This is a genomic window from Natrinema sp. 1APR25-10V2, assembly GCF_031626495.1.
Classification (GTDB): Archaea; Halobacteriota; Halobacteria; order Halobacteriales; family Natrialbaceae; genus Natrinema.
The window spans coordinates 385,078-407,440 of record NZ_JAMQOJ010000002.1; the positions used below are offsets into that span (position 1 = coordinate 385,078).

Annotated in this window: 17 protein-coding genes and 1 pseudogene; 9 read left to right on the top strand and 9 right to left on the bottom strand. The window is 60.9% G+C overall.

The genetic code is table 11. The annotated features are described in order from the left end of the window. Nucleotides 1–149: 149 nt before the first annotated feature. From NDO75_RS07660 to NDO75_RS07670, 3 genes are all read left to right on the top strand, one after another. On the top strand, nt 150–1,316 hold the full coding sequence (locus NDO75_RS07660; RefSeq protein ID WP_310905563.1) for an MFS transporter: 1,167 nt from the start codon (nt 150–152) through the stop codon (nt 1,314–1,316). A 363-nt stretch (nt 1,317–1,679) separates the two neighbouring features. Beyond that, nucleotides 1,680–2,021, top strand: a complete 342-nt coding sequence (locus NDO75_RS07665; protein ID WP_310905564.1) for a 2Fe-2S iron-sulfur cluster binding domain-containing protein — start codon at nt 1,680–1,682, stop codon at nt 2,019–2,021. 518 nt (nt 2,022–2,539) lie between these two features. Then, entirely contained in the window at nt 2,540–2,671 is a 132-nt protein-coding gene (locus tag NDO75_RS07670; protein WP_345784896.1) for a tetratricopeptide repeat protein, read from the top strand. A 1,053-nt stretch (nt 2,672–3,724) separates the two neighbouring features. On the opposite strand, the gene NDO75_RS07675 is transcribed toward NDO75_RS07670, so the two are convergent. Both NDO75_RS07675 and NDO75_RS07680 read right to left on the bottom strand, forming a co-directional pair. Further along, entirely contained in the window at nt 3,725–4,300 is a 576-nt protein-coding gene (locus NDO75_RS07675) for a hypothetical protein (RefSeq protein ID WP_310905565.1), read from the bottom strand. A 321-nt stretch (nt 4,301–4,621) separates the two neighbouring features. Beyond that, the gene (locus tag NDO75_RS07680; RefSeq protein ID WP_310905566.1) at nt 4,622–5,992 is read right to left on the bottom strand and encodes an aryl-sulfate sulfotransferase; all 1,371 of its coding nucleotides are present in this window, start codon (nt 5,990–5,992) and stop codon (nt 4,622–4,624) included. 859 nt (nt 5,993–6,851) lie between these two features. Between NDO75_RS07680 and NDO75_RS07685 the strand changes: the two genes are divergently transcribed. Further along, on the top strand, nt 6,852–7,661 hold the full coding sequence (locus NDO75_RS07685) for a thermonuclease family protein (RefSeq protein WP_310905567.1): 810 nt from the start codon (nt 6,852–6,854) through the stop codon (nt 7,659–7,661). A 51-nt stretch (nt 7,662–7,712) separates the two neighbouring features. On the opposite strand, the gene NDO75_RS07690 is transcribed toward NDO75_RS07685, so the two are convergent. From NDO75_RS07690 to rdfA, 3 genes are all read right to left on the bottom strand, one after another. Then, the gene (locus NDO75_RS07690) at nt 7,713–8,129 is read right to left on the bottom strand and encodes a hypothetical protein (RefSeq protein WP_310905568.1); all 417 of its coding nucleotides are present in this window, start codon (nt 8,127–8,129) and stop codon (nt 7,713–7,715) included. A gap of 473 nt (nt 8,130–8,602) precedes the next feature. Next, nucleotides 8,603–10,564 carry an archaea-specific SMC-related protein gene (locus NDO75_RS07695; RefSeq protein WP_310905569.1) on the bottom strand — a complete coding sequence of 654 codons (1,962 nt, stop codon included), beginning with the start codon at nt 10,562–10,564 and terminating at the stop codon, nt 8,603–8,605. Nucleotides 10,565–10,629: 65 nt separating this feature from the next. Beyond that, nucleotides 10,630–11,253, bottom strand: coding sequence for a rod-determining factor RdfA (rdfA, locus tag NDO75_RS07700; protein WP_310905570.1), 624 nt, complete (start codon nt 11,251–11,253; stop codon nt 10,630–10,632). A 987-nt stretch (nt 11,254–12,240) separates the two neighbouring features. Here rdfA and NDO75_RS07705 point away from each other — a divergent pair. After that, nucleotides 12,241–14,496 carry an NADP-dependent malic enzyme gene (locus tag NDO75_RS07705; protein ID WP_310905571.1) on the top strand — a complete coding sequence of 752 codons (2,256 nt, stop codon included), beginning with the start codon at nt 12,241–12,243 and terminating at the stop codon, nt 14,494–14,496. A 56-nt stretch (nt 14,497–14,552) separates the two neighbouring features. On the opposite strand, the pseudogene NDO75_RS27745 reads toward NDO75_RS07705, so the two are convergent. Together NDO75_RS27745 and NDO75_RS07710 are read right to left on the bottom strand one after the other, a co-directional pair. Further along, a pseudogene (locus NDO75_RS27745) lies at nt 14,553–14,723 on the bottom strand (RICIN domain-containing protein); the annotation flags it as partial. Next, nucleotides 14,704–14,919 carry a hypothetical protein gene (locus tag NDO75_RS07710; RefSeq protein ID WP_310905572.1) on the bottom strand — a complete coding sequence of 72 codons (216 nt, stop codon included), beginning with the start codon at nt 14,917–14,919 and terminating at the stop codon, nt 14,704–14,706. The gene NDO75_RS07710 and the pseudogene NDO75_RS27745, both read right to left, overlap by 20 nt. A gap of 869 nt (nt 14,920–15,788) precedes the next feature. On the opposite strand from NDO75_RS07710, the gene NDO75_RS07715 reads away from it, so the two are divergent. The 4 genes from NDO75_RS07715 (at nt 15,789) to NDO75_RS07730 (ending at nt 20,604) form a co-directional block, all read left to right on the top strand. Continuing rightward, nucleotides 15,789–17,093, top strand: a complete 1,305-nt coding sequence (locus NDO75_RS07715; protein ID WP_310905573.1) for an MFS transporter — start codon at nt 15,789–15,791, stop codon at nt 17,091–17,093. A 54-nt stretch (nt 17,094–17,147) separates the two neighbouring features. After that, complete coding sequence (locus tag NDO75_RS07720; RefSeq protein ID WP_310905574.1) at nt 17,148–18,167, top strand: MBL fold metallo-hydrolase; 1,020 nt, start codon at nt 17,148–17,150, stop codon at nt 18,165–18,167. Between the two features lie 625 nt (nt 18,168–18,792). Then, nucleotides 18,793–19,854, top strand: coding sequence for a zinc-dependent alcohol dehydrogenase family protein (locus tag NDO75_RS07725; RefSeq protein WP_310905575.1), 1,062 nt, complete (start codon nt 18,793–18,795; stop codon nt 19,852–19,854). 225 nt (nt 19,855–20,079) lie between these two features. Next, complete coding sequence (locus NDO75_RS07730) at nt 20,080–20,604, top strand: winged helix-turn-helix domain-containing protein (protein WP_310905576.1); 525 nt, start codon at nt 20,080–20,082, stop codon at nt 20,602–20,604. Nucleotides 20,605–20,610: 6 nt separating this feature from the next. Here the strand turns inward: NDO75_RS07730 and NDO75_RS07735 are convergent, their stop codons facing one another. Both NDO75_RS07735 and NDO75_RS07740 read right to left on the bottom strand, forming a co-directional pair. After that, nucleotides 20,611–21,432: an ABC transporter permease gene (locus NDO75_RS07735; RefSeq protein WP_310905577.1), complete on the bottom strand. Its 822-nt coding sequence runs from the start codon at nt 21,430–21,432 to the stop codon at nt 20,611–20,613. Further along, on the bottom strand, nt 21,429–22,361 hold the full coding sequence (locus NDO75_RS07740) for an ABC transporter permease (RefSeq protein ID WP_310905578.1): 933 nt from the start codon (nt 22,359–22,361) through the stop codon (nt 21,429–21,431). The genes NDO75_RS07735 and NDO75_RS07740 overlap by 4 nt, the downstream gene beginning before the upstream one ends. Nucleotides 22,362–22,363 lie beyond the last annotated feature (2 nt).

Sequence of the window (22,363 nt, forward strand, 5' to 3'; positions counted from 1 at the left end):
CGCGCCCTGTGTCTTGCAGAGACTTTGCTGACTACCGAGTTACTGTCAGAAGCGATGTGCGAGATACAGAGGCCCTATGTGACAGACTGAGAGAACATCCCAGTACGTCTGACCGGTATAGCTAATAAACCGTAGTTTGAGTCACCACCATGTTCTCTCGGTTTTGGCGGATCGTACTGACCGTGACTGGCTGGCACATTGTCGCCAGTGTCTGCTATTATGCAATCTACGCTGGCACGCCACTCTTTCGAGACGCATTCAGCTTGTCCAGTTTCGAGGTCGGTCTCGTGATTAGTGCACTGACACTCGGCTACGCGATCTTCTTGTTACCCTTCGGCGTTGCGACCGATCGGTTTGGTGAACGCCGGACGCTAACCGCCGGCTTAGCCGGACTCGCCTCGGGTGTGCTCTTGGTCGCTGTCGCTCCCACCTACTGGCTGTTTCTGGCTGCCGTCTTTCTCCTCGGTTCGATGTATGGCAGTGCCACGCCGGGGACGAACAAGGCGATCTTCGACCAGATCGACGCGGAACGCCATCACCGTGCAATCGGGATCAAACAGATCGGTCCGACCGTCGGAAGCGCCATCGGCGCCGTTCTTATCACGGGGCTCGCCGGCCGATTCTTCTGGCAATTCGGATTCCTCGTCGCTGCGGGGGTCGGGCTGATAACCACTGTCGCATTCTTTTTCGTGTATCGTAGAGCGTCCCGGGCCGATATGACGTCGCCCGGTTTTCGAGGACTGCTATCGAATCGTGCGTATCTCGTTCTATTACCGGCAGGCATGTGTATCGGCGCTGCGTTCTACACGGCGACCGGGTACACCGTCCTCTTTATCGATGAGTCGATCGGAGCGACCGTCGCAACGGGCGGACTCGTTCTCGCGTCGGTGCAGGTCGTCAATAGCGCTGGCAAGATCGGCGTCGGTACGTTGGCGGATATCCTTCCAGGGACGCCGCGATCACGAACGAGCGCGATGTTGGTCGTCCAGGCGGCGAGTGGCGGCGTGTTGTTTTTACTGCTTCCGCTGACCACGACGCCGCTCACAGCGGGTTTGGTGTTTGCTGGCCTCGGCGTGTTCGTCCTCGGTTCAACTGGGCTGTACTACTCCTGTATCTCGATACTTGTCAGCGACGAAAAATTCGGCGCGGCTTCGGCCGCGGGCCAGTTGGCTATGACTGTCAGCGGGCTGTTCGCGCCACCGACGTTCGGATACCTCATCGACGTGAACGGGTACGGAGTCGCTTGGACGTTCTTGGCGGGTCTGTCGTTCGTGGCCGCCGGACTTATCCTATTGGTGGTTTTCGAGATCGTGTAGTGTTCTCACCCGTTCAGTAAGCAGGTCTACTGAACGGCCAGTTCATTGGCTTCTGCGTGAAACAAACGAGGGCGTTATGCTGATCTCATGCTCTGTATCGGTCACGCCAATTCTACCAGTTACTGGATAGATCGAGCGAGACGTGCTGAATACACAGCGCGTGTGTAGCGCTTTTCGAAAACGCGCGTGATGAAGGAAACGGTGATTGCGAAGTATCTGGCTGAACCCGCGCGCCTACACGGGGGCGAAGGCTATGCAGCGCGGTAATTGCTGGGTATAGGGGAGCTCCAGGAAACTTTGTGTTGCGGTCTCTCAGTGCGCCCTCCCGGTAGAATCACGTGATATGAGAACATACTGAAAGATATGGATGAGGGAATTCCGGTGCGAGTCATCACCGGAGGCGAGGAAAGAATTATCGAGGTCGAACCCGGCGCGAACCTCCGGGATTCGTTGCTCGAACACGACCTGCCGGTCTACGGAACGCTGTCACAGTATGCCAACTGCGGTGGACGGGGGCTCTGTTCGACTTGTACCGTTGAGGTCGCTCCCGCACCGGAGCCAACCCACTGGCACGACGCCGCGGCTGTTCGGTTCGGATATCCACGACTCTCCTGTTGTATCGAGGTGAAAGAATCGATGACGGTCAGGCTCTTGGACAAGCACGTCTGGGGACAAGTCTTCCCGCGCCAGCTGTCCCCAGACTAATCACAGACGGTGTTAGCTCACATCTTGTCCTGTGAGATCGCTTCTGCCCGACTTGGCGGGTCCACCATGCTAGACCCTCTATCTTGCCCGCTCCGAGCAATCACAGAGCGAAATAGCGTCCGAGAAGTAGAGTAGAGACGGGCAGACGATCGAGGAGTCGCATTCGCTATAGAGATACTCTACACCACCACTATAATACGCAGAATTTGACTTTCAAACAATCCAGTCGGTTGAATTCACCGGTAAAATATGAAGCTGAAGAGCGTTGTGACTTCAGCTACGAATCCGATGTGGCTGGACAATCCATCGTTTCCCCCTCTGCAACTGCACCTTCTGAGGTGCCCGATGTCACCTCTGCACAGTCGTCAGAATGAGGATAGAGTTTATCGTAGTGTGCAGGATTTCAGTGGGCCGTAGAGCAGTCCGGTGCATGGGGGAGAATCCACGAGGATGGGATCGAGAAGTGCATCGAGTGCTGTAAGAAAGACACCGAGATCGCTAGTGAGCGACTCGCCATCATTTACGAGAAGCAGGACCGGTATGAGGAGGCGCTCGATGTCTGTGATCAGGCGCTTGAAATCGGGCCGACAGACGGGACAAAAGGAAGGTTCGGGGGTCGGAAAGAACGGATTCGGAAGAAGATAGACTAACTCTGTCCGTAGAGTTGGCCTTGACGCCGTTATCTCTGTATGTTGTCAGTCGCCTCGAATTCGGATCGAGCGGTTCGAGATCGTCTTTGTCCGTGGTCATGATTGTCATGGATGCCCGTTAGAAGACGTCTCGCGCGCAGATCTGAAGGGGAAGAATCCCCACGTACTACGTACCTTACCTGCCCCAACCCACTCGCTCACTTCACGCTCGCGAAACAGCAGACGTGAGCCGGTTGTATTTACACATCCAACGTAACGCCGTCCCACGTTCGTGAAGCAGAATGGTCGTGATCCGTGCCGTCTTACGATTGTGGCGAGGTAGACCGAGGAAATAACACCTTCCACCCTCCAATCGTATCGCTGTCTTCGCTTTTTGGCTAATCTTTCCAGTCCGATTTGAGCCGAGTAACAACGGGAAGCCCTCGGTCCCGATCCCTATCCAATCCGAACATGATCAACGCTCAACTTAGACAACCAGTTGTTGTATAGCTCGAGAAGGCACGGTACTACTTTCCCCAGTCAGGGAACCCTTGATCGAGTGTGTACCGGTCACATCGTCGCTGGTATGCCATACGGAACTATTCAACACTACGCTGCTTACCGGTACCTCGGTGGTGCCGGGAGGGGACCGAACTCGTCCGGCCGGCGAGAGAGTCTGGGTGGATAGCGCAAACAGCTATGCTGTGCTAGGTAGTAACAAAGTATATGGAAGCGACCTGTACACTGTGTCGGCATACGATTCCGGACCGATCCCTCCAGCGGTGGTGTGCATGTGGATGGTGTATGGACCCCAACTGTGACCGCAACCATCGCTCGTTCTGCCCCGTTCACGGGAGCGATAACTGGATTGGTGCCGTCGAACTCTAACGACATTGCCGAGTGGAGAAACGGCGTCAGTCAGCCGAAACGCGCGGAGACGCCACGAGCGGACCGATCACCGCTGGCCGGCGCACTCCGCGTCGATGCGAGCACGCAGCACCGCTGGGCCGGCATCACCCACAGAGTAACCGCACCAGACGTCCTCCCACAGTCAGAGCCGTGTAAGGATGTCGACTAGCCGTCCGATAGGACCTGGGAACCGTCATTGGGGGACGTACCCTCATCTCGCCAGTGTCGTTCGGCACGGGTTTTGATTCCGAGCATCATTCCCCGTTCCATGACGAAATGTGGCAGTTCGTACGTCAGATAGCGGAGGACGTATCCGATAGCCGTTCGGTTCTTGGGCTTCCGTCCGCGGACGATGAAACGCGTCGTCTCGTCATCTAGCTGGTCGAGATGGAACGTCCACGTTCCGCCATCATGGCCCTGAAGGACGAGTGTTCGATTGGGATCGACGCGTTCGACTGTCATCGAGGTGACCGGACTTTGGAACCAATAATCCTCCCGGACCATCCGGATCGAATCTCCCGCTTCTAATTTCTGGAGTTCCGGGACGATTCGATCGACGTTGTGGATCTCTGCACCGACCAGATTTTCGAGCCAGGTGTAGCTGTAGAAACCGCCGCGTCCCTGCCCGAGTTGGACCACCCACGGCCATACCCTGTCACTTGGCGCTTCGACCGTGACCGCTCGAGTCGTTTCGTCACCCGGTTCCGGGACGAGATCGTCACCCGGAAGCTGTCGACTCACTTCAGCGTCGCTAGCACCCCACTGACGGTGGCAGGGACGAAGAAATAGATGATATACTCCTAGAAGCACGCCGGCAACGACGGCTGTAAGCCAAAAACGGTCTCTTCGTCTGCTCGATGCCCTCGTTGCATCCGGTCGGGCTTCCGTTCTCATCACTTCAGATGTTCTCCGCTCTACCCTGTGAGCATGTCACAGTACGTCAAAAGATTTGTTCCGTCCCGATTCGCGAGGGATACGAGCGACCGAAGTGAACGGACCGAACCGTTCCCACTAGTCACCAGAGCACAGTCGATTAGTAGTCATCTGTACTATTTGGCTCTGTCATCGCGAACCCCACCAGTGCCGTAATCGTTGCCCGATTCCCGACCAGTATATCTCCGAGATACCGGCCGTCCCCGCTGCGGTAACGAACACGCAAGCGATCACCAGATCCCCGATTGTCATCCACGTCGGTGCGACGTGGAGTATTCCGTTGACGACCGGGCCGGTAATGAATGCGACGAGCCACGAGAAGCCGGTTTTCGAGCGTCGGTCGGTACCGGCGGCCGGCGAGTCGATGGTTCCGTTCGCGAGTGCAACCGTGCTCTTCCCAGTTGCGCTCTCGTCTCCGGTCCCGAGGCGTTCGGCTTCGTAGGGTGTCGAGATAGCCACGCTCCACACGATATCGTCGGTCTCGGAGAGTTCGATCACACGATTTCCTTGGGAGTCAGTCACGAGCGTATGGCCACCGGGAAGCCGGTCAGCGTCGCGTGGCCACCGGAGTCGCTCGTCCTGCCATTCCCAGGTTCGAGTCCACGTGCCGTTTTCACGCTGATACTCGACGACGCGGTTATTCTCCGAGTCGGAAACGACAACCGCCGGGCCGCCACGGGCTGGCGGGATATAATCCGGATTGTGCTGCTCGTAGAGGATCCCGTAAGCGTCCTCGGCCCCGAGCGTCCAGTCACGCTGGACCCCTTCACCCGGCTCGAGAAAGACGACCCGGTCCTGGTTCCGGAGACTGACCATCACCCGACCGTCCTCGAGGAACTCGACGTCGTTGACATGAGTCCAATCACCGGGGTTCCCACCGCTGTCGGGGTCGAGAGCTCCTTCGGCGCGCCATTCCCACGTCACGTTGCCGGTGGTGGTGTTCAGCGTGAACACGCGATCCTGCGCGATATCGGCCACGAGCAATCTGTGTTCGTCGACTCTGTCGACATCGTGCCAGATATCCCAACCCGTAACAGCGGTATGAAGCCGTTCACTTGCGCCTGTGGTGAGGTTGACGCGCTCCAGTACGACCGCCGCACAGCCGTCCTCGACAGTGGCGTCGGTCTGCGCTTGAAGGGTGTCAGGGCACGGATCGTATCGGCTTCCCGCAACGTACAGGACGGTCTTCGAGCCAGGGGGATCGGGATCGACGTCGAAGTAATTGCCGTACGTGTCGTTGTGGTAGAGGGGCCGTCCGTCACCACTGAAGGCGACGATGGCTCCCAGGCCGTCGCTCCCGCCCGGTGGATCGGTCGTGATAACTGTCGCCCCGTCACGGTTCTCGACGACGGGAGTCCGCTCTGCGGGGGGTTTGTCAGTCTGATTCTGCACAGCGGCGACCGCATCCGTCGGTGCGCTGAGCCACGCGACCGTGAGGTTACCGGCGGAGACGATCAAGACGACCAGAAGCACAGCCCGAAGGATATTGCGTCGTTGCATCGTATTCACGGTTCGCTATCTATGCGGGCCTCACCGCCCGTACTCAAGAATGTGGCCAAGACTCATTCACGAGAGCCCGAAGCGGGTGTACGACGAACTGGCGGGCGACAAGGACGACGCTCAGACACCCCCCGTCGACACGACGATCAACGTGGGCAGGCTGTCGGTCGCACCGCCGCTCGAGTTCGCGTCTTCGAAACCGGCTGACAGTTCGAACCGGCCAGCTTTGCGGTTCGAAACCGCGATTTCCGGAGAGATCAACGTCGCTTCGGCCAATCAGTCACTCCACTCTCCATTTCACCGTGAGGGAACACTATAACCCTACTTCGACGCAGTCGATCGGAAGCCGGAGTGGCGGACACACCTCACTCGAGGCTCCGAAGACACCGGCGACAGAACGACGCAACGGAGTCGTTGTTCGCCGCACAGACTGAACACCGACCGTCGTCGGAGGACAGTGATCCGGATGCGGGGGCAGAGGCGAGAAGGTTTTTTCCGGGATCGGTGTACGCGTCGATGACATCGTTCCACGTGACCGTGGGGTCAGTGTCTCCGCTGCGGTTGTCGGTGTACGTGGCGAGAACCCGTCGTTGCATGTTGCAAAGCCCGTGCCAGAATCCGAGGAACAGGAGTGACGGAAGGAGGCAGAGCAGCAGAACTGCTCCGAGAAGTACGAGGGACATAGGCGACGATTCCCGCCACTGTACATAATCCTCATCGTGAACTCGTTCACGAGTGATATCCCTCGAGCCGCCACCGGACGATCGCTACCGTTTCTTCGATCGGTAGCGTGATAGCACTCTCTTCCGAGTTGATCAGTGAAGAGGTTCTTGCAACTCCGCCGCAAAGGCCACTGGCAATGTCTCCCTCGAACCGTCTCGTCACATCGCTGGTGATCGTGCTCGTCCTCCTCGCAGGGTGTAGCACGCTCGAGCACGACGGTGCGACTGGCGATGGACCCGCTGCCGATTCGGTGCTGCAGTCGGACGACGAACTCGAGGGACAGGCGTGGACCGTCACCGTTACTCGAGTGATCGACGGCGATACGGTCGAGGTCCGGTTCCCGAACGGTCAGGTCGATACCCTCCGCCTGCTGGGCGTCGATACGCCGGAAACGACGTTGAGCAGAGTCGATCCGGCGGAGTTCGAGGGGATCCCGAACACGACGGAGGGACGGGACCACCTGTACGAGTGGGGGCAGAACGCGACGAATTACACGAACGAGACGCTGGCCGGTGAAACCGTCCGCATCGTGGTCGATCCGCAGGCCGATCGGCGAGGGACGTTCGGTCGGCTGCTCGTCTACATCTATAACGACGGCGAGAACTTCAACGAGCGGCTGCTCAGCGAGGGGTACGCCCGGCTGTACGAGAGTTCGTTCTCGAAGCGGGACGCGTTCGAAACCGCGGAAGCGAACGCTCGAGCGAACGCCACCGGACTGTGGAACTTTACTGGAACACAGGGGGCCGCGCCGGAGCAGTCAGCAGCGGAGACTCGGCCGACCACGGAGCAGGGCGTCTCCCTTCCGCCGCTGCCACCGGACGGCGACTACGACTGTAGCCATTTCGACAGTCACGCGCAGGCGCAGGCGGTCCTCGAGCGGGAGGCGAGCGATCCGCACCGTCTCGACGCCGACGACGATGGTATCGCCTGTGAATCGCTGCAGTGAATGCGGCCTCGCGGTTTCTGCGGCCTCGAGTCCGTCGGCTCGGTCAGGGCGCTACTCCTCCTCGAGGCCCGCCCTGCGAGCGAGAAACGCCGACAGGATCCCCGTTTGAACCGTCCGGAGGTCCGCGTCCTGAATCGTGGCGGCGGCCTGAAAACGCTCGCGGGCGTCGGCCACCAGCCGCGGATCGGCAGCGAGGTGGGCGAGAACGAACGAATCGGGATCGACTCGCCGTGCAGCCTCGAAGTCGGCCGCGTCGTAGCAGTCGGCGAACGCCGCGACCAGCCTCGAGACGAGTTCGTCGGTCGCGTCGGCACCGGGATCGCCCGCCGGAACCGTCGACGCGGACGGATCGAAGTACTCCCCGTAATCGACGACGCCGGCCTCCTCGTACAGGAAGTCGGCGAGCGAATCGAAGACGTCCGTCGAGACGTAGACCCCGAACAGTTTGTAGTGATCGTCTCGAGTCATCACGTCGGTATTCCATGCCGGCCGCCTCAAAGGTATGGCTTCTCGGACCGGTGGCCAGAGATCGTGCCATCGGGCCAGAATAGTCGCCATACGGACAGTCACTGAAACGCTGTCGCCCGTAACCGAAATATCGTCGCTGACTCGAGCGAGCGACAACAGTCGAACCGATATTATATCTCAGCATACTATTCTAGATTCGTACACTGTTTCTGCGCAGAGGCCGTGAAGGTTGATCTATTGTCTCTTTGCCAACCGTGCGAGCAGATAAGTCCAGGAATTGTATTTTCGTCCCCTATTCACAAATGAATATTGGTGATCTGAACTCCACTCAGAGATCTATAGATACTATTTTTAATACGATTTCTCTGACCCACCATATTTGTTACCTACAGTGTGAGGGGTTTGAACGGCGATCGATAGATCGGGATTCGGTGACAGGGGAACGACCGAGGACGAACTGTCGAACGACGCGTCTAGATCTCGCCGACGTAGGTGTAGTCGTCCGAGAGCGCCTCTGCGTCTTCTCGCAACAACGCGACGACGAGACAGTCGACGTGATCCTCGAAGTAGTCGACGAGTTCGGCGATCCGGTTTGCGTCGATCGCCTCGAGCGAGTCAAGCAGCATGAACGGGACGGCCTCGTGAACGTCGTGGACTAAGTAGCCGGCGAGTGCAAAGACCAGGCCCGTGACCTCACGTTCGCTCTCCGAGAGGTGGTCGACGGTGTCCTCGTAAGAGGTCCCGTCCGCGGCCGTTCGGACGATGTGAAGGTCGAACGCGGGGCGGGTGACCTTCCGGCGGCCCTCCCGGACCGTCTTCTCGCGGCGTTCGATCCAGATCCGGTCGATGTTTCGGTACTCGAGGATCGACAGGATCGACTCCATGTGGTCGTTGAACGCGTCGACGGCGTTTTTCTCGAGTCGGTCGACGCGCGTCCGGAGGTCGGTCAACTCCGACTCGACGGTCTCGCGGCGTTCTTCGAGTTCGCTTCGCTCGGCCAGTTTCCCTTCGATCTCCTCGATTCGGGCGTCGATATCGTCGCGTTCGGCTTCGAGGTCCTCGAGTTCGAGCTCGAGGCGGTTCAGCTCCCGGTGGGTTTCGATAACGTCGTCGTAGGCTGCGTCCTCGACCGATCCGGCGTCTTTCTCGAGGTCGTCGACGCGGGCCTGCTGATCCTCGAGGTCCGCCTCGAGTTCCTCGATGCGCTGGGACCGCCGCTCGAGTTCGTCCTCGATCGCCTCGAGTCGGGTTTCGATCGCCTCGCGCCGCTCGCGTTGCTCGCGTAGTTCCTTCTGTCGGGTCGAGAGGTCGTCGATCTGTGATTGCAGGTCGCTTCGCTCCTCGAGTTTCGACTGGCGGAGCGAGCGCAGACGGTCGAGCGTCGTTTCGATCCGCTCGCGGTCGACCTCCGAACCACACGTCCAGCAGACGACATCGGCCGAGTCGGCGAGCAGTTGGTCAGTAACGTCGCCGCTGGTGTCGTCGGTACCGTCGCCGTCGACCGGACCGTCGAGATCGATATCGAAGCTGTCGTCGGCGAGCCGTTCCTCGTTGAACCGGATTACGCTCTGCAGTTCGCTCACCGTCGTATCGAGCGAGCGCTTCCGGGCGCGGAGCTCCTGAACCCGCCCCTCGAGTCTGTCGGGCGACTCCAGATCACCGTCGATCTCGTCCAAGTCCGCCTCGAGGTCGGCGCGTTCGGCCTCGAGTTCGGCGTGGCTCTCCCGTTCGGTTTCGAGGTCGTACTCGATGGACTCGAGTTCCGTCCGTGCCTCCTGGAGATCGGCGAAGGCCGATTCGATCTCCTCCTTGCGAGCGCGGCTCGCCTCGACGCCGAGGTCGAACTCCTCGAGGTCGGACTCGAGCGCGACGATTTCCTCGCTCGTCGACTCGATTTCGTCCTCGAGTGCGGTCCGTTCGGCCTCGAGATCGGGGAGGTCGTTCCCGAGCTTCGAGAGGCGGTCGAGGCGCTCGTCGAGGTCACGTTTCTCGGCCTCGAGCGTACTGATTTCGGCCTCGATCTCGTCGGTGTCGATCGGCTGCATGATGAGTTCACGGAGGTCGTCACCACGTCTGACGGCCCGGCGGGCCTCGTTGGACTCGAGCAGAAACGCGAAGAGGTCCGCGAGCTCGGGATCCTCGAGATAGGGGTCGCCTTCGAAGGCGATCTCGTCGTTTCGCCGCTCGAGCGTGCGCGTATATCGGTCGCCGTCGAACGTGAGTTCGACCCGACCGGCGTCGGCGTCCCCCTTCAGCGACGATCGATGACTTCCCAGCGCAGCCATGATCGTCTGTAGAAACGAGGTTCGGTTCGTCGCGTTCCGGCCAGTCAGAACGTTCACGCCGGGACGCAGTGTTACCTCGGTCGCATCGATTCCGCCGATGTTCTCCGCCTGGACGGTGATCGACGAGGTGACTGACTCTGGAGATGACACGACGGTTACTTCTCTCCGCTAGCTATAAAATTATTTGGTTGCGGCCGATCTCCTGCCTGCCCTCATTACGCGGCGTCTCCATCACAGTCGCAACCGCCCTGATCGAGCAGTTCGGCGATCGGGTAGTCGGCCCCACAGTTTCCACAGATCGTCCGAACATCGACGAACACCTCGTAGTTTCGGTCCGTGATTTCGCCCGCATTACTCAACTCCGAGAGCGTCGACTCGGTGACAACCTGTGTTCGGCCGGCGAGTCGCTGAACCGTCTCTTTCTTTCGGTCGACCCTCCCCTCGGTGTCTTCTTCCGGGAGGGACGCGTCGCGAACGTTCGTGAGATACGTATAGATCGTCTGATGCGTGACGAAGTCGGATCGAACGGCGTCGATATCGACGCCCGACCGCTCGAGTTCGCGCCGTTTTCGGACCGCATCGGACCGGGAGACGTCGTCGTCGGCCAGCGTCCGGTAGAGGGACTCGATATCGGTATCGAGCACGGATTCTCCCGCGTCGCGGACGGCGGCGCGAAGTACGGCCTGATTGAACTGGGTGGCGAGATCGCGGAGACTCGTCCGATCCGTCCCGTCACCAGTCCACTCGGCCTCCAAGCGATCCCCCCACTCCTCGAGTCCGTACTCGTCGATCACACGCTCGACCTTTGTTCGTCGCCCGCCGCTCGAGTCGGCTGTCATATCGGATGTCTCTGATGCCGACAGTACAAATGTTCCGATTGGACTCGGTCAAAACGCTCGCTGGCGCTACTCGAAGCCAACCGTCGGCGACTCACTCACGGACACAAATGCTCGCACATTTCAGTTACTGGTAACGGATACCAAAATTGTAATATTCCATATCAGAATCACAAATAGTGGAGCAGAACGGCGGAGGATCCCCAATAGCTGATATAAGAAATATTGGAAATAAAATATTTCCGAGAGGAACGATCTATATGTTTGTCTATAGTCATTTTTGTCGGCAGAAAATGATGGTCGGAGCGATGAGTTCGAACCTACTGTTGAGAGAAAAGGTCAGCAGTAGCCGACTCCAGCGCAAGCAAGCGGTCAGTTACACGACCATGCCTGTACACTCTCCCGAGTCACTCGTTCGACGACGTCCAGTTCGTCGACGGATGGCAGTCGGTTCGGGCCGTGAAACCGGGCAATTCGGCTACGCGCGGGGTTGGTGTTCGGCTTCGGGATCGTGGCTCGCACAGTCGCCGGGGGTGCTCCGTTTCCCATCCCCGGACCGTCTGGCAACGTCGTTTCGAGTCCGGGTTCGACGATCGGACTGCTCGAGCAATGAATCGCCGTATCCGACCTATTTCCCGCCGGTTCTCGATCGAACGCACGTCGTGACGGTTTCGAACCAACCTCGTCACTTGTCGTTCGGCGATGACGACGTCGGACGGTTCCGTCATCGGAGAGAACGTTCAAGACTAGTGCTGTTTAATCGGAGACGATGGCAGCCCAGTTCCTAACTAGCCGCTCGTATCGATGTCCGGGCTGGGAGGGAGCCCTCACGTTCGAGGAACAGTCCTGACAGCACACCGTATGCGGACACGTCCCGTTCCACGGTGCGGACTAAATCCTTTTGATATCGCGACGTGTGTTGGTTCTCAATGATAGATCAAACACGACCGTACACTTTTATCGGTCCGGAGGAGACACCCGAACACAACAATGGACGAAGACGCGCTCGAGTATCACAGGGCCGATCCACCGGGAAAGATCGAGATATCGACGACGAAACCGACGAACACGCAGCGAGACCTCTCGCTCGCGTACTCGCCGGGCGTCGCCGCGCCGTGTCTCGAGATCGACGAGGACGAGACCGACGCCTACAGATATACGGCGAAGGGAAACCTCGTGGGCGTCGTCTCGAACGGCTCGGCCGTCCTCGGCCTGGGTGACATCGGCGCGCAGGCCTCGAAACCCGTCATGGAGGGAAAGGGCGTCCTCTTCAAGCGCTTCGCCGATATCGACGTCTTCGACATCGAACTCGATCACGACGACCCGGACGCGTTCGTCGAGTCCGTCGCGGCGATGGAGTCGACCTTCGGCGGGATCAACCTCGAGGATGTCGCGGCACCCGACTGCTTCGAGATCGAGGAGCGGCTTCGCGATCGGCTGTCGATCCCCGTATTCCACGACGACCAGCACGGGACCGCGATCATCTCCGGGGCCGCGCTGCTCAACGCCGTGGAGATCTCCGGCAAAGAGCTCGGCGACCTCGAGGTCACATTTGCCGGCGCGGGTGCGGCCGCGGTCGCGACCGCGAAATTCTACGTCTCGCTGGGCGTCCCGCGCGAGAACATCACGATGTGCGATATCGACGGGATCCTGACGACTGGCCGGGCGGAAGCCGGTGATCTGAACGAGTACAACCGGGCGTTCGCTCAGGATCGCCCCGACGGAGACCTCGCGGACGCGATCGACGGAGCCGACGCGTTCGTCGGCCTCTCGGCCGGCGGCATCGTGAGCCCGGAGATGGTCCGGTCCATGGCGGACGATCCCATCATCTTCGCGATGGCCAACCCCGATCCCGAGATCGGCTACGAGGAGGCCAAGACGGCTCGCGACGACACCGTCATCATGGCGACCGGTCGCTCTGATTACCCGAACCAGGTCAACAACGTGCTCGGCTTCCCCTTCATCTTCCGCGGCGCGCTCGACGTCCGCGCCACCGAGATCAACGAGGAAATGAAAGTGGCGGCGGCCCGCGCACTGGCGAATCTCGCCAGACGGGACGTACCCGATTCTGTGGTCAAAGCCTACGGCGACGAGCCGCTGCAGTTCGGCCCCGACTACATCATCCCGAAGCCGCTGGACGCGCGCGTCCTCTTCGAGGTTGCCCCCGCCGTCGCTCGAGCGGCGATCGAGTCGGGTGCAGCCCGCGCCGAACTCGAGGTCGACGAGTACGTCGAAAGGCTCGAGGCCCGACTCGGGAAGTCTCGCGAGATGATGCGCGTCGTGATCAACAAGGCCAAGTCCGATCCCAAGCGGATCGCGCTGGCCGAGGGGACCGACGAGACCATCGTGCGGGCGGCGGCACAGATGTCCGACCGCGGAATCGCGGAACCGATCCTGATCGGCGACGAGGACGAGATCCTGACGGCGGTCACGAGCCTCGGCCTCGAGTTCGATCCCGACGTCGTCGACCCCGAGAACGGCGAGTACGAGGAGTACGCCGAACACCTCTACGAGCGACGGAGCCGCAACGGCGTCACCCGCCGCGAAGCTGCGTCGATGATCCGCGACGACACCAACTACTTCGGCAGCGTCATGGTCGACCGCGGCGACGCCGACGCGATGCTCACGGGGCTGACGAACCACTACCCGTCGGCCCTGCGACCGCCGCTGCAGGTGATCGGGACGGCCGACGACGCCGAGTACGCGGCGGGCGTCTACATGCTGACGTTCAAGAACCGCGTCGTCTTCGTCGCCGACGCGACGGTCAATCAGGCTCCCGACGAGGACGTCCTCGAGGAGGTAACCCGCCACACCGCCGAACTGGCCCGTCGGTTCGACGTCGAGCCTCGCGCCGCCCTGCTCTCGTATTCGGACTTCGGCAGCGTCGACAACGAGGGGACGCGCAAACCGCGGGAAGCGGCTCGCCGCCTGCGCGACGACCCCGACGTCGAGTTCCCCGTCGACGGCGAGATGCAGGCCGACACCGCCGTCCTCGAGGAGATGCTGACCGGCACGTACGACTTTGCCGACCTGGAGCGACCCGCGAACGTGCTGGTCTTCCCGAACCTCGAGGCCGGTAACATCGGCTACAAGCTGCTCCAGCGCCTCGGCGGCGCGGACGCCACCGGCCCGATGCTGGCCGGCATGGACGAGCCGGTCCACGTCCTCCAACGTGGCGACGAGGTCAAAGACATCGTGAACCTCGCGGCAGTCGCGACCGTCGACGCGCAGGACGACGGTTCCTGATCGGCGGAGCGGCCGGCGACCTCGAGGTACAGGCCGCTGTTGACGTTGGTGATGTCGTACGTGCCGTCCCGGTTCTGCGAGAGGGTCCACAGCTGGCAGAGACAGCCGGTGTCCGCGTACCGGCGGACGGTGTCACCGTTCGCGGTGCCGACGTTGGCGACTTCCAGCAGTTTCCCGCTGTTGACGCACACGATGTAGTAGGTGCCCTCAGCGAGGGGACCGGACACCGGGCCGCTGCAGCAGTTCGCTGCCCGGCGCCCGGGCCGTCCTGCTCGGCGTGTTGGTACACCCGACGACCGGCCAGTCGTACTCCCACGTGATCCGGTCCAGCATGAGGACGCGCCGCGGGACGCCGTCGACGAAGCCGCTCATAGTCACAGCGCTGGCCGTCGTGAGCGCGCCGATACCGATCGTCTGCAGCACTGTCCGTCGATCGAAACCGTCTTTGTGACCATTCAACATGTCGACTGGCAAGTCATCGATGTCGAACTAATAACCTTTATATAAGCAGAAAAATATAACCAAATAGTAGTGAGAAATGGAGTTTCTCGATCATTGCCGTCCCCCTGCGTCTTTCGGCGCGTCCTCGGCCTCCCGTCGCGAGTCACTCGAGTACGACCGGGCCACCTCGCTCCGCGGAGTCGTGGAGTGATTCGACGATCCGCATTGGCCTGCAGACCGTGTCGACCGTCCGGTTAGAAGTCGCCGTGGCCGGGGAGGCGGTCCGCGAAGTAGTCGTACTAATCCGTCATCTCGCGCTCAGCATTCATTACACGCATATAGCTGTAAACCAGGTCGAAACCGTGGTCGGGAGCGTCGACTGACGCTCGGCTGGCAGTGCGAGGCGACCCGCTGGGGCCGATTACCGCGACTCGACACAAGCGTAGAAAGAAGCAGAAACAGACGCAGATAATACCATTTTAGTTTTATGTATATGTATCGGATACGAGTTCTACTCGACTGTTCATCGTACCTCGGCACGTCGCATTTTTCTCGTATTACTCTATAATCCCTTCCAGTTCAACCTGCCTCCTATTATATTTATACAATTGCTGAATAGACAACTCCTGATTCCATTTTTGTACTCGGAGAGAGTATGAACTCTCATTGTTGTACATGTCTAAAATAGTATGTTAGGTAAATGCTGTCGATCGAACTGAATGAGACTCGACCCGTATACAGTCGGGGTCGGCCAGCGAACCGAGGCGTGCGTGAACGACGAACGGTGAGTTGAAGTCCACGAGGTAGAAAGAGAGGGCCAATATGGACGAACGGTGCGGCCGACGGGAACTATGAGCGGAGCGACGACGGAGACGCAGCCGTATACGTCCGGTGAGATTCGAACGATCGCGCTCGCGATCATCTCGGGGATCTTCTTCGGGGGCGTGGCGACGGGCGTCGCGTTCCCGACGCTGCCGCTGCTCGACGAGAAGCTCGTGATCAGCGCGGTGATGCTGAGCGTGATCCTCTCGGCCAACCGTATCGCGCGGCTGGTGATGAATACGCCCGCGGGGACGATCATCGATCGGATCGGTGCGCGCAAACCGATGATCTTCGGGCTGTTCACCCAGGCGCTGGCCCCTTTCGGCTACATCGTCGGACTGAAGGCACCGTCGGTCATCGTCGGCTCGCTGCCCGTCTTCGGCGAGGTATCGCTTCCGGGTGTCGTCTTCGTCCTCTCGCGGCTGTTCTGGGGCGTCGGTAGCGCGTTCGTCTTCATCGGCGCGTTCGCGACGATCTCCGCCGTTACCACCGCGGCAAATCGGGGCCGGTGGATCGGGTACATGCGCGGCGGTCAGTCGCTCGGCTTCCCGACTGGCCTCGTCCTCGGCGGTCTGCTGACCGACCTCGCCGATATGCAGACGGCCTTTCTGGTCGCCGGTGTGCTCGCGCTGATCGCCGGGACGATCGCGACGCTCGTCCTCCCTGACGTCCACGGCGGTGCCGAAACGCGGTCGGCGAGCATCCGCGAACTGCCATCGCTGCTCGCGGGTCGCCCGACTGTCCTCGTGATCGGCTTCGGAAACTTCACCGTCCAGTTCCTCTGGGGCGGGATCATCCTCTCGACGCTCGCCCGCTATGCGAGCGACTACGACCTCGAGCTCGCACTCCTCGACGCAGCGGGCGTCAGCGGCGTCGTCATGGCGCTCGGCGTGCTCACCTCCGGCGCGACGACGCTCGGGACCAGTCGGATCTCCGACCGGATGAACGACCGGACGGTGCTGACGGTGCCCGCGTTCCTGTCGATGGGTGCGGGATTCCTCCTCATCGCCACCGTCCCGACGATCGAGGCGCTGCTCGTCGCGATAGCGCTCGCCGGCGGCGGCATAGGCGTCGCAGCACCCGCGTTGATGGCGATCCTCGGTGATCTCACGCCCGGCGACGAGCTCGGTCGGATGGGCGGCGTCTATAACGTGATGGGCGACATCGGGCTCAGCCTCGGTCCGCTGGTCGCGATTCCGGCCGTCGACAGCGGTCTCGGTTACCAGTGGACCTACATCGGCTGTGCCGCACTGATCGCCAGCTGTCTGGCGATCGTCTCGCTCCCGCTACTGCGTAATCCGGCGGTCTCTACGACCGCCGTCGAAACCGACTGACCGCGGTGGGCCGGCACGTCAATCTTTTTCACCCGCGGGAGTCGACTCGAGACCGTGCCACGGACGAACCGATCGGAGGCGGCCGGAGACGGCTCCCGGCCACCGATTCGTCGGCTCGAGTGTTCGGTCGACTGGCCGCCCGGCCACGTCGCGTCGTATCTGCTTCCCGGCGACGAGCGCGTGCTCGTCGACGCCGGTGCGATCGGCGACGAAGCCGAAGAGAAGCTCCGTACCGACCTCACGGCCGCCGACTGCGAGCCGGGCGATATCGATCACCTGCTGTTGACTCACGGCCACTCCGATCACGTCGGACAGGTACAGATGATCCGCGAAGCCGGCGACGTGACGGTTTACGCGCCGGATCTGATCAGACGGCGCTGGAATCGAAGCCTCGAGGCCGTCCGCGATGCGACGCGGGCGAACCTGCGCGAGGCCGGCGTCGCGGACGACCGACTCGAGCCGTCGGTCGATCGTCTCGTCGCGGCCCACCGCTCCGTACGGGAGGCGCTGCCGCTCGAGGCGGTCGACGTCTGGATCGAACGGGGCGACCGACTCACGATCGGCGACTACGAGTTCGAGCCGATATATACTCCCGGCCACCACGTCACCCACTTCTGTTACGGGACGACCGTCGGCGACGAGCGCGTGCTGCTCTCCGGTGACGTAGCGATCGAACCGTTCCGCGCGGCGGCGATCCACGTCAACTTCGACGACGGCGTTACCGAGGGAATCGACGCCTTCCGCGACGCCCTCGAACGCCTGCAGGGATACTCGTTCGACCGGGTCTACCCCGGTCACGGCCCTGTCCACGGTCGCTTCGACGAGGCGGTCGAACGATCACGTGCGGATCTCGAGGAGCGAATCCGGCGCAGTTTCGAGGCGCTCGAGCCGGCCGGCACCACCGCCGTCGAGATCGCCGACGCACAGACGGACGGTCTGTACGAACGGGCACGAGTGCTCCCCGAAATCGTTGGCTCGCTCAGTCACCTCGAGGAGCGGGGGCGCGTCCAATCGCAACTCGACGACGGGGCGCGGATCTTCCAACCGGTCGAGTCGAACGGCGGCCACACCTGATATCTGAAACTACGTGGGAGAAACAATACCTCTTCCGGGAATTATTCCCTCTGTGGTAATACATGTCGAAAAACGGAATCTGACTTCGATTCGACCCAGATTACGACGCGCGACTGAACTACAGGGCTCGAAACGCCGAATAAATAGACTATTAACGCTTTCGTAGCGCTCGTCGATCTATCGAGACGGTCATCGTCCCGATCGGCGGCCGATAGCGGAAACCAAATGCAATCCGCCTTCAGCCTCTGAGGCATCGGGTAAGTAGTTTCTACGGAGTCAGCGGCGAAACGTGAGCTTCACAGTCGGATCACGGCCGACTGAAAATATCACTTTGCATTTGTGTATTCGAATATGGTAGTACAGCAGTATCTCTAGTTCTTTCAAGCGCTTGCACGACAACTGGATGATACGAAGATGGGACCGAATTAGCTATCCGTACATTCTCCGAATTCGACACACCGTCTGCGCGTTTTCGCGCCGAAATCAGGTAGCGGATCGAATGCACGGTAGAACCAATTCAGTGGTGAGTGGCCGATATCCAACGAAGAGAAACTCAAACAGAGTTTGTGATACATCCCAAACGTACCTCATACACTTTTATACTATCTGTCCCTACCGTTGGAATATGCGAGCAGCCGTACTCGAAGAGCATGGGGAACCGCTGGCAGTCAAAGACGTCGACTATCCGGAGCCGGGTGCCGATCAGGTCATCGTCGAAACCGAGGCGTGTGGCATCTGTCGAAGCGACTGGCACGCCTGGCAGGGCGACTGGAGCTGGATCGGCGCGGGCGTCCCGGAAGGTCAGATCCTCGGCCACGAGCCCGCCGGCGTCGTCTCGGAAGTCGGGAGTGACGTCGAGACACTCGAGGAGGGCGACCGCGTGGCGGTGCCGTTCCACCTCGGTGACGGGACCTGTCCCCACTGTCGCGAGGGGCGGGCGAACAACTGCGAGACGGTGCTCCCGCTCGGCCTCTCCGAGTTCTCCCAGGGCGCGTTCGCGGAGGCGTTCCCCGTTCGCGAAGCCGACTTCAACTGCGTGAAACTCCCCGACGACGTCGGCTTCGCCGAGATGGCCGGCCTCGGATGCCGGTTCATGACGGCCTACCACGCACTGGCCGACCGCGCCGACCTTCGGCCCGGCGACTGGGTCGCCGTCCACGGCTGTGGCGGCGTCGGCCTCTCGGCGATTCACATCGCGGACGCGCTGGGCGCCCACCCGATCGCGATCGATCTCGTCGACGACAAACTCGAGCGCGCCGAGGAACTCGGTGCCCGCGAGACGGTCAACGTGACCGAGGTCGACAGTTCGGCCCAGGCGGTCCAGGCCATCACCGACGGCGGTGCCGACGTCTCCATCGATGCGCTGGGCGTCGCCGACACCTGCAAGAACTCGGTCAACAGCCTCGGAACGCGTGGCAGCCACGTTCAGGTTGGCCTGACCACCGGCGAGGAGGAGGGACAGATCGAACTCCCCGTCGACATCATGACGATGCAGGAGATCGACTTCCACGGCTCGTTCGGGATGCCGCTGGTCCGCTACGAGGAACTGTTCAACCTGATCGCACAGGGCACCTTAGAGCCCGACAAGATCATCGGCGAGACGCTCTCGCTCGAGGAGGCTCCCGAAACGCTGGCCTCGATGGACGACTACGAAACGGTCGGGATTCCCGTCATCACCGAATTCTGAGTGCGGGCAGACGGGCGGATCCTCACACCGTTCCCGGTTTCGGCCCGAGGCGTTGGGGGCCGGACGTGGCACAGCACCGTCAGAGCCTCGCGGCAGTTCTGTCGACTCCGGACGACGTACGGAGACTGATATATCGACCGACGTAACGAACGCGTTCGCTCGCCGTGAAGCGGCGTTCGGCCGAAACACGGAACGTAAATATGATTTCCTCGCTAACTGCTGTCCATGGCCAAGGAGCCGAAACCGGACGATATCGACTGGGATTTCAAGGAGCGTGATATTAAGATCCTCCGTGAACTTGCGGCCAACCCACAGATTTCGAGCCGCGATCTCGCGGATCTCCTCGATGAGAAGTACGATATCGACATCTCGAACGTCACAGTGAGCGAAACGATCCGGAAGATGCGGGAGTCGCGGATCTTTCACGAGGCTATCCTCCCGAACGAGGAGTTCTACAACTTCGCGCTGTTCGAGTTCAAATTCTTCCCGTGGGGGTTCAGCGACAACTGGAAGGACGCGATGGAGCACATCATCGAGGACGAACACACCATGATGTACTTCATCTCGAACGGGGAGTACCAGTGGAAGACGATCATGATGTTCAGGACACGCGAGGCGGAATCGAAGTGGATTCACGACTTTTACCGGGAGTACGGCGACGTCGTTCTGAACGTCCGCAACTCCGTGGCGCACAACATGCTGAAGTTCAGAACCGACCCGAAAATCTTCGAACTGCTCGACGAGCCGTAAGCGAAGTCAGCTCGCGTCGTTGGTCAGCCAGCGCTGGATTCCGAGCCCGACGACCGGGACGACCATCGTGATCACGAGCACGAGCGTCGCGAGCACGTTCACCTTCGGCGTGATCGTCGTTCGCACCATCGAATAGATGACGACCGGAACCGTCGTCGTCTCCCGCTGTACCCAGAACTGCGAGGCGGTAAATTCGCCAAAGGAGATGACGAACGAGAGCACCATCGCCGTGACGATCGCCGGCGCGACCTGCGGGAGCGTGATCTCTCGGAACGTCACCAAACGATCCGCGCCGAGGGTCATCGCCGCGTCCTCGAGCGTTTCGTCGAAGAGGAAGAGGCGGCTGCGGATGATCAGGAACGCGTAGGGCAGCGCGAGCAACGTGTGCATGACGATCAGCCACCAGATACTTCGATCGATACCGATCTCGGTGAAGAAACTCGTCGCCGCGACGCCGACGATCACGGGCGGGACGATCATCGGGGTCAGGAGCGCGATCGAGAGCGCCTTCTTCGCGGGAAACGGCTTTCGGACGAATCCCATGGCCGTGAGCGTCCCGATCGTGCCCGCCAGTATCGCGGCTGCGATCCCGACCTGCGTGCTCACCCAGACGGCGCTGAGGAACATCTCGTCCCTGAAGAACTCGACGTACCACTCGAGTGTCAGTCCGCTCGGCGGGAACGTCGCGATTCGCTGCGCGCTAAAGGAATTGACGACGACCACGACGAGCGGGAGGATCATGCTCAGGTAGACCAGCGCGGAGACGAGTTTGATCCCGTGCCAGTTCCAGTTCGACGTGATATCGGATGCGTAGTTTCGGATGCTCATAGCTGGGTCCCCTCGAGTGCTTCCTCGATATCCGCTTTCCTGCTGAACAGGTAGAGTATCCCGACGATCAGCGCCACGTAGACGAGCGACAGCGTCGCCGCGAACGGCCAGTTGAAGTCCTGGCTGAACACGGTCTCGATGACGGGGGCGATCAGTCGGTCACCGGTACCCCCGAGTAGCTGGGGTGCGAGAAACGATCCCGCCGAGAGGATGAACGTGAACAGGATTCCGGAGACGACGCCGGGCCAGGAGAGGGGGAACGTCACCTCCCAGAACGCTCGAGCGTCGCTCGCACCCAGCGTCTTCGCCGCCTGAATGATCTCCTCGTCGATCGTGCTGACGATCGAGTACACCGGCAACACCATGAACGGCATGATGCTCACCGACAGTCCGAGAATCATCCCGCGGGTCGTATAGAGGATCTCGACCGGTTGATTGACGACGCCGAGCCACAGCAGGAAGTCGTTGAAGATTCCCTGGCGGCCGAGGATCGGAATCCACGCGTAGGTGCGGATCACGAGCGGGACCCAGAACTGGACGACGACGAGCCCCAACAGTATCGGCGTCCAGCGGCTCTTGGACCGTCCCAGGAAGTATCCGAGCGTGTAGCCGAACGGCAACACGATCAGCGTCGTCACGACGCCGACCAGCAGCGACCGAACGATCACGCGCTGGTAGACGGTTCCGTTGACGAACCGGCGATAGTTCTCGAGCGTCGGTTCGTAGATGATGGTCCCGAACTCGCCGGACCGGAAGAAGCTGAAGGCGACGATGACCGTCAACGGGAGGAACAGGAACAGCAGTACCCACAGCAGTCCGGATCCCGGCGAGAGCAGGTAGCCGACCCGTTCGCTCTCCATCAGTCGCTGCCGGATCGATTCGGCTCGATCGGGCGTCTCTGCCGTCGTCGATGCGGTTTCGCTGCTCATTG

Excerpts from the sequence above, each read along its gene's own strand:
- NDO75_RS07660 (WP_310905563.1), top strand. The coding sequence starts at position 150 with ATGTTCTCTCGGTTTTGGCGGATCGTACTGACCGTGACTGGCTGGCAC.
- NDO75_RS07665 (WP_310905564.1), top strand. The coding sequence starts at position 1,680 with ATGGATGAGGGAATTCCGGTGCGAGTCATCACCGGAGGCGAGGAAAGA.
- NDO75_RS07680 (WP_310905566.1), bottom strand. The coding sequence starts at position 5,992 with ATGCAACGACGCAATATCCTTCGGGCTGTGCTTCTGGTCGTCTTGATC.
- NDO75_RS07685 (WP_310905567.1), top strand. The coding sequence starts at position 6,852 with ATGTCTCCCTCGAACCGTCTCGTCACATCGCTGGTGATCGTGCTCGTC.
- NDO75_RS07690 (WP_310905568.1), bottom strand. The coding sequence starts at position 8,129 with ATGACTCGAGACGATCACTACAAACTGTTCGGGGTCTACGTCTCGACG.
- rdfA (WP_310905570.1), bottom strand. The coding sequence starts at position 11,253 with ATGACAGCCGACTCGAGCGGCGGGCGACGAACAAAGGTCGAGCGTGTG.
- NDO75_RS07705 (WP_310905571.1), top strand. The coding sequence starts at position 12,241 with ATGGACGAAGACGCGCTCGAGTATCACAGGGCCGATCCACCGGGAAAG.
- NDO75_RS07715 (WP_310905573.1), top strand. The coding sequence starts at position 15,789 with ATGAGCGGAGCGACGACGGAGACGCAGCCGTATACGTCCGGTGAGATT.
- NDO75_RS07725 (WP_310905575.1), top strand. The coding sequence starts at position 18,793 with ATGCGAGCAGCCGTACTCGAAGAGCATGGGGAACCGCTGGCAGTCAAA.
- NDO75_RS07730 (WP_310905576.1), top strand. The coding sequence starts at position 20,080 with ATGGCCAAGGAGCCGAAACCGGACGATATCGACTGGGATTTCAAGGAG.
- NDO75_RS07735 (WP_310905577.1), bottom strand. The coding sequence starts at position 21,432 with ATGAGCATCCGAAACTACGCATCCGATATCACGTCGAACTGGAACTGG.
- NDO75_RS07740 (WP_310905578.1), bottom strand. The coding sequence starts at position 22,361 with ATGAGCAGCGAAACCGCATCGACGACGGCAGAGACGCCCGATCGAGCC.